This window comes from Vibrio gallaecicus (assembly GCF_024347495.1).
Classification (GTDB): Bacteria; Pseudomonadota; Gammaproteobacteria; order Enterobacterales; family Vibrionaceae; genus Vibrio; species Vibrio gallaecicus.
The window spans coordinates 2,266,724-2,279,451 of sequence record NZ_AP025490.1; the positions used below are offsets into that span (position 1 = coordinate 2,266,724).

Below are 12,728 nucleotides of genomic sequence, written 5' to 3' on the forward strand. Positions count from 1 at the left end.
CTACGAACGCCACACGATCTCTTGCGATTCAAGAGGTGTTACTGGGAGTAAACTTCCAGGCCACGTAACTTCCAGTTGAGCTTTAAATAACCCGATGGTATCTAACCCAGGGACTTCGTTTGGCAAGTGCTGCTGTGCTAAGCGAGCAAGTTGACATAAACCAAGGCTAGATTCGAGACTAGAGCTGATCACCGCTTTCATCCCTAGTTGTTCTGCTCTTTTGATAAGCGAAACGCAGCGATCAACAGAACCAATCAAAGTTGGCTTAATAACAATCGCTTTTGCGCCAGTTAAAGAATCCAGTTCAAAATCGGCTTGTTTCACCAATTCTTGCAACGTCTCATCCCAAGCAATAGCAACGCCATTATCAATAGCAAACGCCAAGCTCGCTTCTGGCTGCATGCAAGGTTCTTCAATGAAACTAATGCGTTGACGCAAAGATGGTGAGATATACTTAATGAATTGCTTTGCTTTCTCAGGCTTCCAAGCGCGATTGGCATCAAGACGCAAAGTCAGATCAGGAATTGATTCAAGAAATAAGCTGACGAGCATTCCATCACGAATGGCTTCATACAACCCGACTTTTACTTTAGCGACTTTCTCGCCTTTCATCTCATTCAGAGTGGGGATCAGCTCATCAGGGTCTCCTGAACAAAGCGGAGCAGCTTGGTAATTGCCCTCTGTTGGCAATTGCTTATTTAGCTCTAGCTCAGCCATAGACAAACCAAAAGCCACTGAAGGGTGAAGTTCATCTAAATTAGATAATTGCCCCCCTGATACCCAACGCTCTAAAAATTCTTGAGTTTGAATCCCAGCGTCTTCTAAGCTTTCAAGACTAAACCCAGGCAAAGGGGAAACTTCGCCATAGCCAACTAGACCACCTTCTACCAGTTTTATGATGTAACCGGTTCGCTCTGTGAGCTTGCTGTCTCTAAGAATAACACCGCTATCCATAGGCAAACGAAAACGGTACAGAGTAGCTTGACGATCTGAGTTCATAGGAGTTCCTAAAGAGAAATAAAGAAATTAAGAGCGACCGAATAAGTCACTCTTAAGAAAAGCCATCTAAGTGTAGACACTTTGAAGTAAATAGGGATTAAGGGTTACGAGGGAATTTATCGAAATCAGGACGACGTTTTTCGTTGAAGGCATTGCGCCCTTCTTGACCTTCTTCTGTCATGTAGAACATCATGGTCGCGTTACCAGCCAGCTCTTGTAAACCTGCTTGACCATCACAGTCAGCATTTAAAGCGGCTTTTAAGCAACGTAATGCCATTGGGCTGTGTTGTAATACTTCACGACTCCAACGTACTGCTTCTTTTTCTAAATCTTCTACAGGAACAACAGTATTCACTAAGCCCATATCAACGGCTTCTTGAGCATCATAGAAACGACACAAGAACCAGATCTCACGAGCTTTTTTCTGACCCACAATACGAGCCATGTATGAAGCGCCCCAACCGCCATCAAACGAACCTACTTTAGGACCGGTTTGACCAAACTGTGCATTTTCAGCAGCAATCGTTAAGTCACACATCATATGAAGCACATGACCACCACCAACTGCCCAGCCAGAAACAGCGGCAATAACAGGTTTTGGACAAGTTCGAATTTGGCGTTGGAAATCAAGAACGTTTAGGTGGTGTGTTCCTGTGTCATCTTGGTAACCGCCGTAGTCGCCACGGATACTTTGATCACCACCTGAACAGAACGCCTTCTCACCTAAGCCCGTTAGGATGATCACACCGACTTTCTCATCGTAGCGTGCATCTGCAAGAGCATTAATCATCTCTTTCACGGTTTGGGGACGGAATGCATTGTGAACCTGTGGGCGAGCAATAGTGATCTTTGCAATACCATCATCAGATTTATGGTATTGAATATCTTCATACTCACCGCTCGCATCATTCCAATTAACGGCTGCGTAAAGTTCTTCTTCGGTTATGCCTACTGTTTTTGCCATGGTGATTCCCATTGTTCTTTAAAAGACCACAGAAAACCATGGTCTGATTAATTAGTCTTGTTGTGGTGATTATCAGGCGTTGAGCCGCCTCCACAATACTGTTTGATTAAGTCTGTAAATAGCTCAGGCTGTTCAAAATGAACGTTGTGCCCGGCATGATCCACTTCGCTATAATCAAAACCACTACCCGCAGCTAGTTCAATGAATTTACGATCTTTTTTGCCACAAATGTAATGCAACTTAGGAGTGCACGCTTTCAATGTAGCACGTAAATCAGGTTGCTTAGCAAGTGAAGTAGATAACAACATATTTGCTACGGATACTCCAAGGTTACCACTTCGCTTTATCACTAAAGTTTGTCTTTGCTCATGATTTAGTGAAGAAAAAACACTTTGCTGGTACCAATCGTCTAGAACATGCTCAATTGATTGCTGTGCAAATCTAACAGCCCACTGCGTATCATGCACTAACCTTTGCGCTCTATCTTCATCGTTATCTAAACCGAAGTTACCACCTTCAATAATCACAGTTTGAATATTTAGATGCTTAAAGACCGATTGAGTCATCCCATACATTGCCAGTCGCCCACCTAAAGAATACCCAATCAAGACGATTGGGTATTGTGAAGGCAGACCTTGTTGCGTTATCTGAAATTCGATACTTGTCGCTATCATTTGGCAACAATCATCAAAGCCGATTGAATCAACAAATCGGCTTTGTCCATGACCAGGAAGATCAATACATACCTGTGGGAAATCAGAAAGAAATGGGTGGCATGAACTCCAATCATCCCCACTTCCTAAAAGACCATGTAGATACACAAGCAACGGTTTCTTAGATTCTTCATCTAAAGTGGGGTGATAAGTAGAGTAAAGCATGTCAACTCCTTAGATTAATGCCTCTTTAAGCATTACATTGAACTGTTTTAACAAGCTAGAAGCTTGCTCTGCAGGTGTCTTTACTTCAAGAATAAGCACGCCGCTGCCATTAGAAAAGTGCTCTTCAATCTTATTTTGATAACTAGATAGCGTTTCTGGACTGGCATATTGCAATTGAAATTGATGAGCTGCATGTTCGAAATCATACCCATGAGGCATTTGATAAAGTGCCTGCTTTTGCTGCTCTGGAACAGGTAACAAATCAAAAATAGCACCGCCATCGTTATTATTAACAACAATCACCATTGGCGTTTTTACGTGCGTGAGTAAAGCTAAAGAATTTAAATCATAAAGCAGTGATGTATCGCCAATCAACATCAAAAGTGGCTTATGCGTTGCTGATATGACCCCAGCAGCAGTCGCGACCAAACCATCAATTCCTGACGCACCACGATTAGTAAAAACTTGTGTTTTGTCTAAGCGAGCCAGCATATCGATAAGTCGTACAATTAGGCTATTACCAATAAAAACATCTCTACCAATAACTCTAGCAGACAAATCAGCAGCGACTGACAGCTCCGTCAGCTGGTCATTGCTGGTTAACTGAGCGAGCGTGAGTTCACTTATTGATCGTGATAGCTGCGTTAACTCATCCCCCCAACCGGCTGAAGGTTTTAATAAGCTAGGTGTACTTTGAGCACTCAGCCATTGTGAGATACCAGAGACAATATGGGTTTGAGGAAGGTGATCTTGATTAATGCGATGAGTTTCGGGAGAGATGACAACATACTGCTCTGAATTAAACTCCGTGGCTTGTTGCTTGATCCACTGGTTCAAACGCTTGGAAACGATTCTCTCACCCAACTGTAAGATAAACTGACAGTCCGCTAAAAGGTGCTGTGCATGCTTGTTCTGCATCCAAAGATCGTAATGTGCCCAATCGCTATTCATACCAGACTGAGGATCACAAAACACAGGCCAACCAAGTGACTTCGCAAAATCCAGAGCCTTTTCCGCTTCCTTAACGTCTACAGAACCTATCACTACTACACCTTTTTGATACGCGTAATCGCTGGCTTGGACGGACGTGTTTGAAGCTGAAGTTTTGAAAAAAACCGTGTTTGTGTAGGTTATTAAGCTCTTCTTCCAATTATGCACCGACTGTAGGTAGTCTTCGTACATGACTTTTTCATTATTTGAATACAAAGGCTCAGGAAATGGGCAGTTGATATGGATAGCCCCGCCAGCAGAGGCTTGTTTATTCACGAGTTGATCTACTGATGTCAGTAACCAGTTGAGAGGAACCTGCAACGATGGGCTGGGTAAATTCAAAGCCGATTCAACGTGAGATGAAAAAATCCCTTGCTGTTGAATCGCCTGATTCGCTCCACAATTGATTAATTCCGTCGGTCTATCTGAGGTCAGCAAAATCAACTTTTCACGAGTAAGTCCCGCTTCAGCAACCGCAGGCAAAAGATTCGCAACCGCGGTCCCTGATGTCACAATGACCGCGACAGGTTTTTTACTGGCTTTCGCAAGACCAAGCGCAAAAAAACCTAAACCACGTTCATCAAAATGCGTATGTAAAGTTAGGCCCGAATTAGCTTCTGCTTCCAATGTTAATGGCGTCGAACGAGAGCCGGGAGCCACACAAACATCCTCCACTCCACATCGTACAAGTTCTTCTAAAAGCGTGTCACACCAAATTCGATTAACCACGGCTTGATCATAAATCATGAAGCAACCCCCAGCGGTGGGTGATCTGAAATCAAGCTCAATAGTGTAGAGACCTTCTTATTTAACTCTTGCCATTCATGCTCAGCGACGGACCCTGGAACGATCCCTGCGCCAGCAAATAATTGAACTTGATCATTAACCACTAGAGCACTTCGGATTGCGACACAAAATTCTGCTCGTTGGTGGCTAATAAAACCGACAGAACCGGCGTACCAACCACGTGCAAAGGGTTCGTTTTCTAGAATAAAGTCTATCGCCTCTTTACGAGGTAAGCCAGCAACTGCCGCTGTCGGCTGTAAGGAAGCTAATAGTTGCACCCCATTCACACCACTTTTTAATTGAGCATGAATATTTCTTTTCAGATGTTGAACTTTACGTAGCCGAACCAATCTTGCTTCTTGTTCCACATCAACAGAGTGAGAATGCTGTGTTAAGCGTTCAATAATGTCATCAACGACATACTGATTTTCATTGAGGTTCTTTGTATCTTGAGATAACCAGTTCGCAAGCTCCATGTCTTGAGTAGCGTTATCACCCCGTCCAATCGTTCCTGCAAGTGCTTCAGTATGTAATTCAGTTCCATGACGGCTATATAGGCGCTCTGGTGTCGACCCGATAAAGCTGTGTTTCGAATCCAGTACCAACATGAAATGAAAACTGTGGTGATTCTGCAAATAGCTCGCTTTCAGTAATTGAGCAGCACAAATCGGCTTATCTAAAGTCAGCGTTGTTTTGCGAGCTAGTACTACCTTTTTATAATCTTCAGCATCAATGCCATTTAGCACCGTGTCTACTAGCTTACCCCATTGCGGTTTCTCAGGGATGTGCTCTATGCGATCAATATGTGAAGAAAGAGGCGGAAGTGATGCTGCATCAAGCTGCAGTTTGTTCAGAGCCTTGATGGTTTGCTTACGGTCATCAATAAGATTGACAGCAAGAGACCACTCATTATCAAAACGAGCCAGTTCTATTTCTGGGAGAAAGAAGAATGATCCCATGCAACGACGATTTTTATCGGTATGACCATCAAATGACCGCCCACCCCATATACGCTGGTCTTCACCAAGAATAGCGTAAGCGGGCGCAGGATCGGAAAAAGTATGAATCTGACCAAGCGCGACGACTTCTTCACGAGTATCACGAGATTGCCAATAAAACTTAGGAAATAAAGGTTGAGCGTGAAGCCACTCAATAAATGCGAACGAAGGTTTATGCGTTAAAACTTCAACGCACCTTACCTCGTTAGGCTGAGAATTTTGTACTCGTTCAATTAAAGAAGCGACTGTTTGCTGGAAATGTGACAAATCGACCTCATTCACATCTAATTTATTATTATATTAGTTGGATACTTTATGGGTAGCCCCTACTCAGATCAAGAATGTATAAAATCTTTTCGACATTCCTGTGATTTAAAACGAACAAAGCTTATCCGTAAAAACCACATTCTGTAGATTTTTATTCTATCAAACTTCATTTTAAGGTACTTTAATAAAGTATTTAAATTATTTTCAGGAAATCGGCAATGCAAAATATCGGGATGTCGTCAAAACTCAACAGTGTATGCTATGAAATAAGGGGACCTGTACTTAAACATGCTAAGCGCATGGAAGAAGAGGGACATAAAATCCTAAAGCTAAACATAGGAAACCCCGCCCCATTTGGTTTTGACGCCCCTGATGAAATCCTTGTTGATGTAATTCGTAACCTTCCGACTTCTCAAGGTTACTGTGATTCAAAGGGTATTTACTCAGCACGTAAAGCGGTAGTGCAGCATTATCAGAAAAAAGGCTTACGCAACCTTGACGTAGAAGATGTATATATCGGAAACGGTGCTTCTGAGCTTATCGTCATGTCTATGCAAGCTTTGCTCGATAGCGGTGATGAGGTTCTTATTCCAGCTCCAGATTATCCACTATGGACAGCTTCTGTCGCACTCTCTGGTGGTACGCCAGTACATTACCTATGTGATGAAGATGCAGATTGGTATCCGGATCTGGATGACATGCGCGCGAAAATTACACCAAAAACTCGCGGTATCGTTTTAATCAACCCAAATAACCCAACAGGTGCAGTTTATAGCCGTGATTTCCTGTTAAAAGTCGTTGATATCGCACGCGAAAATAATCTAATAATTTTTGCCGATGAGATCTACGATAAAGTCTTATATGACGGGGCTGTACATACATCAATCTCTACACTCGCTGAAGATGTACTTATGGTGACTTTCAATGGTTTATCAAAAGCCTACCGTGTATGTGGCTTCCGCGGTGGTTGGATGTTCTTAACAGGACCTAAGCACCTAGCTAAAGGGTATGTTGAGGGCTTGGATATGCTTGCTTCGATGAGACTGTGTGCCAATGTTCCGATGCAGCATGCTATTCAGACCGCTTTAGGTGGTTATCAAAGTATCAATGAACTACTACTGCCTGGTGGTCGCCTACTAGAGCAGCGTGACCGCGCATGGGAACTTATTAATAAAATCCCAGGTGTATCATGTGTCAAACCTAAAGGGGCAATGTACTTATTCCCTAAAATTGATACTAAGATGTATAACATCAAAGATGACCAAAAAATGGTGCTCGACTTCCTTAAACAAGAGAAAGTATTGCTTGTACAAGGAACCGGCTTCAACTGGCCAAAACCCGATCACTTCCGAATTGTGACTTTACCTCACATCGAAGATCTTGAAACGGCAATTGGACGCTTAGAACGTTTCTTATCGACTTATCGCCAAGACTAGCTTTAGACTTTGAAGCCATAAGCCAGTATGAACAATTATAATCACTTGTTTTAACAAGGCTTTAAATTGTAATCATTGGCTTCTATGCTTAAAAGGTTCCTATTAATTAGGAACCTTTTTTGTATCTACTACTCAGCATCAAAAGTGCATTGCATTTTAAAGGGATCATTATGACTCAAAGCCATTTTTTTGCTCACCTTGCTCGAATGAAGCTTATTCAACGCTGGCCATTAATGCGCTCCGTATCTACAGAAAACATTTCAGAACACAGCTTGCAGGTCGCATTTGTCGCCCACGCCCTCGCGGTTATTAAGAATAAAAAATTCGGAGGTCAACTTAACCCGGAACACATTGCATTACTTGGCATGTACCACGATACAAGTGAAGTTCTGACTGGTGATTTGCCAACTCCTGTCAAATACTACAACCCTGATATTGCACAAGAATACAAAAAAATTGAAGCTGCCGCCGAGCAACGATTACTTTCCATGGTCCCAGAAGATTTTCAAGATGACTTTGCGCCATTTCTAATATCTGGCTCTGTAAGTAATGAAGAGCAATCCATAGTTAAACAGGCAGATACTATCTGCGCTTACCTTAAGTGTTTGGAAGAGCTCAGCGCAGGTAACCATGAATTCGAGCAAGCCAAACGTCGCTTAGAAGAAACACTAGAACAGCGTAAAAGCCCAGAGTTAACCTATTTTTTAACGACTTTTGCCCCTAGTTTTGAATTATCGCTAGACGAAATCAGCTAGCTGAGTATAAGTTGGAGATATCAGAGGCAATAGCCCTAATAAAATCAAATTGATAGGTGATGATTTGGACTTTTCAATCAGCCCAGAATGGCAACATCGCAATGACGATGAACATAAAATAAGAAGAGATGACCACCGCAGCCCGTATCAGAGAGATCGCGCCCGCGTTCTTCATTCGGCTGCATTTCGTCGCTTACAAGCCAAAACTCAAGTCCACGGAACTGCGGTTAATGATTTTCACCGTACTCGCCTGACTCATTCACTTGAAGCTGCGCAGTTAGGCACGGGTATTGTGGCTCAGCTTAAAAAGAAGCAGCCTGAGTTCCGAGACCTGCTTCCTTCTGACAGCCTTATTGATTCAATATGCTTAGCGCATGATATTGGTCACCCACCTTATGGTCATGGTGGTGAAGTCGCTCTAAATTATATGATGCGTGACCATGGCGGTTTTGAAGGTAACGCTCAAACATTTCGAATTGTGACTCGGTTAGAACCCTATACTGAGCACCATGGGATGAATTTATCGCGTCGTACCTTACTTGGGCTTATCAAATATCCAGCCCTGCTAAGTAAAGTTCAAGCTAAACTCAAGCCGCAACCAGTTAAGCACCAAAGACAGCTTAGGGCTAAAGATTGGATGCCCGCTAAAGGCATTTATGACCAAGATAAAAGCTTGTTTGATTGGGTTGTTGCACCATTATCAAACAATGATAAAGCTTTACTCAGCCAAATGCGTGATGTGGAAGTTGAAGACTCTCAGCATAAAAAAACAAAGTACAAGTCACTTGATTGCTCAATCATGGAGTTATCGGATGATATTGCATACGGTGTTCATGATTTAGAAGACGCGATTGTTCTAGGTCTGGTCACGAAGTCACAGTGGCTAGAATCTGTCCATAATAGCCTCATGGAAGCAAACGACCCTTGGGTCAACGAGCATTTAGAATCAATCACTAAAATGCTGTTTTCTGGTGAACATTACCGCAGAAAAGATGCTATCGGTGGAATCGTCAATGCACTCTTAACCAGTATTTCAATCAGTCGTGTACCTGAAAAATTTGAAAGTGATCTACTTGCTTATAATGCGTATTTAGAGCCAAGTATGGATCTAGTGCTTAGTACGCTCAAACGCTTTGTTAGCCAATTCGTTATTCAGATCCCACAAGCTCAGATCATTGAATACAAAGGCCAGCAAATCATCATGGACATGTTTGAAGCATTTAGCGCTGATCCTGAACGTCTGCTGCCTTTAACAATAAAAGAGCAATGGTTGAAACAAACCGATGAGTCAGGTCAAATGCGAACCATAGCGGACTATATATCTTCAATGACGGATGACCTTGCTCAGAAAATGCATCAGCAATTGTTTTCAGCTCACACTGGTTTTTAGCCAATACTGCTCTTTAGTTCTAACCGAAAGCTAAGAAGCTAAACGAGCATGCTGTAATCATGGCTAAGAAAGGTAATTCTTTTCAAATACACCAGGAGGCATTTGATCAATTTGAAATTGAATCATTTTATCAAAAGCCACCAGCAGCGAATTAAAGTCATTCTGCGGTTCAAGTTGGTTCAGTAAGTGATAACCGGCTTCAACCGTAGATAAACTATTTTCACTCGGCGCTTTTCTTATCCGATAGTTACCTTTTAAATCTTTAGGTAAATGTACAGTCTTCAAACCTTGTAAGTTCTTAGATACTTGCCAAATTTTGAAGGCTTTCTTCCAAGTGCCATCTAATAAGATAATTCGCGTTCTCTTATTGGCTGAAACCGCTTCTTTCACTTCCATTGAAGAGTCACTTGGATAAAGGATCACATGTTCAACGTCTTGTTCTGCCAGTAATTCATTTAACGAAACGTGATCACTAAAATCTTCGCCCACAAATGTCACGCTATTACTTAGCGATAAAGATAAGATCCTCGCTGTGCCCATTGGCCGATGCTCTTCTGAAGGATGCTGAAGAATGATAAGCTCAACATTAGAACGGATTGGCGAGATCCACTCACAAATACAAGCTTTAGTAGCCTTGCTGCATTTTTGGCAATAACGATACATGGAATTGATGTGTACCCTGTTTTAGTTTTTACGACACTTTTATGTGTAATCTTCCAAATAGATATTTTTCAGCAATGGGTTATTTGGGACAAAAGCGCGATCTTTGATGGTGAGTTATGGCGGATCCTAACAGGAAACTTTTCACATACCAACATCTCGCATTTACTAATGAATTTGGCGGCACTTAGCGGAATTTGCTTTTTATTCTCTCCGAATAGAAATCAGCTTATCACGGCATTACTCCTGATCAGTTTGGCAACAGGTATCGCTTTATTAGCGACTGATATTAAACTTTATGTTGGATTATCAGGCACCTTGCATGGGCTCTTTGCTTTATTTGCTTTAAAGGAAGCGATTGAAGGACGAAAATCTAGCTGGGTACTTGTTGCCGGGGTAATCGTAAAAGTAGGCTGGGAACAGTTATATGGAGCATCAGCTACCACCAGCAGTATGATTGATGCTCGGGTTGCCATTGAGGCTCATCTAGCAGGAACATTAACCGGAATAGCACTTGCATTACCTTGTGCCTATAGAAAAGCCCAAAGCATACCAGCGAAAGACTGATGATAGATCTGCACTGCATTTGCCTAGAATGCTAAATTATTTTCAGAGAGATGGGGAATGTCGACTTCAAATATTAGAACCAACCATTTCAAGTCGACCTTTCAATTATAAACTCGCTTGTAAGATATTTCTGATAGAGCGCAGCGTCGTCTCAGTTGATTGATAGTCCAATTCAACCTCTGTGAAAATCTCATTAACTTCAAGCATAAGGGTTGGATACGAATGAACGCCAATAGCATGCTTAAAGCTTAATTGGTCATCCAGCTCCCCTTCTAACAATTTACTGGATAAATCAGTCGTAAATTGCTGAACATTTAGACCAAGTTCTTCCGCTAGCTGCTTATGAGTTTCTTCAGAATGAGGCAGCATTGAACGTAAGTAATAAGCATGCTGAATCGCCTCTAACATCGCTTCATAATGGTCTTGAAAACCCGCAGCAATAACAGCCCTACATGCAGGGTATGTGCTGCGAACTGGCTGGCATTTAGTCCAAAACTCGTGATTAAACTCGGTGCCTAACTTCGCTTCAATTTGCCTCCAAATAGCTTGTAGCTTTTGCTTCATGTCATCCGACATTGGCTCATCAGAGTCAGGCGCTAACCCACCAACAACATAGTTGAATTCAATACTCGCTGGAAGTTGTTGTTTTAGTAGTTCTAATGTTGGCTTATAGCCCCAACACCAACTGCACATAGGGTCGTGCACGTAATGAAGTTTAACAATCATGATCTATACCTGTTGATACTTAACTATTGGAGTATTTTACCAAAGCAATAAAAAAGGAGCCAATCAAAGGCTCCTTTACAATTAACGTGTCACTCAGTTTAACGTTTTTAAGCTTCGTCGCCAGCAACTTTTGCAGCAGCTTCTTTAACGATAGGCTGAAGTTCGCCTTTTTGGAACATCTCTAGAATGATGTCACAACCGCCGATAAGCTCGCCATCTACCCATAGTTGTGGGAATGTCGGCCATTGTGCGTAAGCTGGAAGCTCAGCACGGATATCAGGGTTTTGTAGAATATCTACGTAAGCAAATTTCTCACCACACGCCATAAGTGCTTGAGATGCTTGTGAAGAAAAACCACAACTAGGCAGTTTAGGAGAACCTTTCATGTAAAGTAGAATGGTATTTTCTTCAATTTGCTGTTTGATTTTATCGATAGTTTCCATTGCTTCCTCGTTAATGGATTGACTGCATTCATTGATCTCATTCTACCCCAATGAATGAGAATAAAAAGCACATAAAAGGTATGGTTATTTGTGCAATTCAAATTTTTGCGCAAAATTGATTAATTTCATGCAAAAGTCATTGAATAAGCTTTTAATAAAGTAAAAACTTGCTAAAATAAATCGCAAGTCAGCTTTGACTAAAAAATAATAATCATTGGAAGCAATCGAAAGTTAGCACTTTCACCTAAACGGAGAATCGAGCAATGTCATTTGAATTACCAGCTCTTCCTTATGCTAAAGACGCACTAGAACCACATATCTCAGCAGAAACTCTAGATTTCCACCACGGTAAACACCACAACACTTACGTTGTTAAGCTAAATGGTCTTATCCCTGGTACTGAGTTTGAAGGCAAAACTCTAGAAGAAATCATCAAGACTTCTACTGGCGGCGTTTTCAACAATGCAGCTCAAATCTGGAACCACACGTTCTACTGGCACTGTCTTGCTCCTAAAGCAGGCGGCGAACCAACTGGCGCTGTTGCTGAAGCAATCAATTCTGCATTTGGTTCTTTCGAAGAATTCAAAGCAAAATTCACAGATTCTGCAATCAACAACTTCGGTTCTTCATGGACTTGGTTAGTTAAAAAAGCAGATGGCACTCTAGACATCGTTAACACGTCTAACGCTGCAACTCCTCTAACAGAAGAAGGTGTTACTCCACTTCTAACTGTTGACCTATGGGAACACGCTTACTACATCGATTTCCGCAATGTTCGTCCTGACTACATGGCTGCATTCTGGAACCTAGTAAACTGGTCTTTCGTAGAAGAGAACCTAGCTAAGTAATCCAATTCGTCTGGATTAAAC

The 12,728-nt window shown here is 42.0% G+C and carries 13 protein-coding genes; 5 read left to right on the forward strand and 8 right to left on the reverse strand.

Features of this window, described 5'->3' with window-relative positions; genetic code table 11:
* The 5 genes from menC to OCU78_RS09725 all read right to left on the reverse strand — a co-directional run bounded on the left by menC (position 1) and on the right by OCU78_RS09725 (position 5,882).
* A complete protein-coding gene (gene menC / locus OCU78_RS09705) occupies positions 1-999 on the reverse strand; it encodes an o-succinylbenzoate synthase (RefSeq protein ID WP_137374635.1) in 999 nt (332 codons plus the stop codon).
* A gap of 97 nt (positions 1,000-1,096) precedes the next feature.
* On the reverse strand, positions 1,097-1,963 hold the full coding sequence (menB, locus tag OCU78_RS09710; protein ID WP_137374636.1) for a 1,4-dihydroxy-2-naphthoyl-CoA synthase: 867 nt from the start codon (positions 1,961-1,963) through the stop codon (positions 1,097-1,099).
* 47 nt (positions 1,964-2,010) lie between these two features.
* Complete coding sequence (menH, locus tag OCU78_RS09715) at positions 2,011-2,841, reverse strand: 2-succinyl-6-hydroxy-2,4-cyclohexadiene-1-carboxylate synthase (protein ID WP_137374637.1); 831 nt, start codon at positions 2,839-2,841, stop codon at positions 2,011-2,013.
* A 9-nt stretch (positions 2,842-2,850) separates the two neighbouring features.
* Complete coding sequence (gene menD / locus OCU78_RS09720; RefSeq protein ID WP_137374638.1) at positions 2,851-4,578, reverse strand: 2-succinyl-5-enolpyruvyl-6-hydroxy-3-cyclohexene-1-carboxylic-acid synthase; 1,728 nt, start codon at positions 4,576-4,578, stop codon at positions 2,851-2,853.
* Entirely contained in the window at positions 4,575-5,882 is a 1,308-nt protein-coding gene (locus OCU78_RS09725) for an isochorismate synthase (protein ID WP_137374639.1), read from the reverse strand. Before OCU78_RS09725 ends, menD begins: the two co-directional genes overlap by 4 nt.
* Before the next feature lie 218 nt (positions 5,883-6,100).
* On the opposite strand from OCU78_RS09725, the gene OCU78_RS09730 reads away from it, so the two are divergent.
* From OCU78_RS09730 to OCU78_RS09740, 3 genes are all read left to right on the forward strand, one after another.
* Positions 6,101-7,318: a pyridoxal phosphate-dependent aminotransferase gene (locus tag OCU78_RS09730; RefSeq protein ID WP_137374640.1), complete on the forward strand. Its 1,218-nt coding sequence runs from the start codon at positions 6,101-6,103 to the stop codon at positions 7,316-7,318.
* Positions 7,319-7,488: 170 nt separating this feature from the next.
* Positions 7,489-8,073 carry a 5'-deoxynucleotidase gene (gene yfbR / locus OCU78_RS09735; protein WP_137374641.1) on the forward strand — a complete coding sequence of 195 codons (585 nt, stop codon included), beginning with the start codon at positions 7,489-7,491 and terminating at the stop codon, positions 8,071-8,073.
* Between the two features lie 64 nt (positions 8,074-8,137).
* Entirely contained in the window at positions 8,138-9,463 is a 1,326-nt protein-coding gene (locus OCU78_RS09740; RefSeq protein ID WP_137374642.1) for an anti-phage deoxyguanosine triphosphatase, read from the forward strand.
* 63 nt (positions 9,464-9,526) lie between these two features.
* Here OCU78_RS09740 and OCU78_RS09745 read toward each other — a convergent pair whose 3' ends face one another.
* Entirely contained in the window at positions 9,527-10,126 is a 600-nt protein-coding gene (locus tag OCU78_RS09745; protein WP_137374643.1) for a tRNA-uridine aminocarboxypropyltransferase, read from the reverse strand.
* A gap of 9 nt (positions 10,127-10,135) precedes the next feature.
* Here OCU78_RS09745 and rrtA point away from each other — a divergent pair, with 9 nt between their 5' ends.
* Positions 10,136-10,690 carry a rhombosortase gene (gene rrtA / locus OCU78_RS09750; protein ID WP_240701772.1) on the forward strand — a complete coding sequence of 185 codons (555 nt, stop codon included), beginning with the start codon at positions 10,136-10,138 and terminating at the stop codon, positions 10,688-10,690.
* 105 nt (positions 10,691-10,795) lie between these two features.
* On the opposite strand, the gene OCU78_RS09755 is transcribed toward rrtA, so the two are convergent.
* Together OCU78_RS09755 and OCU78_RS09760 are read right to left on the reverse strand one after the other, a co-directional pair.
* Positions 10,796-11,416 carry a DsbA family protein gene (locus OCU78_RS09755; protein WP_137374645.1) on the reverse strand — a complete coding sequence of 207 codons (621 nt, stop codon included), beginning with the start codon at positions 11,414-11,416 and terminating at the stop codon, positions 10,796-10,798.
* Between the two features lie 107 nt (positions 11,417-11,523).
* Positions 11,524-11,859, reverse strand: a complete 336-nt coding sequence (locus tag OCU78_RS09760; protein WP_137374646.1) for a Grx4 family monothiol glutaredoxin — start codon at positions 11,857-11,859, stop codon at positions 11,524-11,526.
* A 263-nt stretch (positions 11,860-12,122) separates the two neighbouring features.
* Between OCU78_RS09760 and sodB the strand changes: the two genes are divergently transcribed.
* Positions 12,123-12,707: a superoxide dismutase [Fe] gene (gene sodB / locus OCU78_RS09765; RefSeq protein WP_137374647.1), complete on the forward strand. Its 585-nt coding sequence runs from the start codon at positions 12,123-12,125 to the stop codon at positions 12,705-12,707.
* The last annotated feature ends 21 nt before the right edge of the window (positions 12,708-12,728 follow it).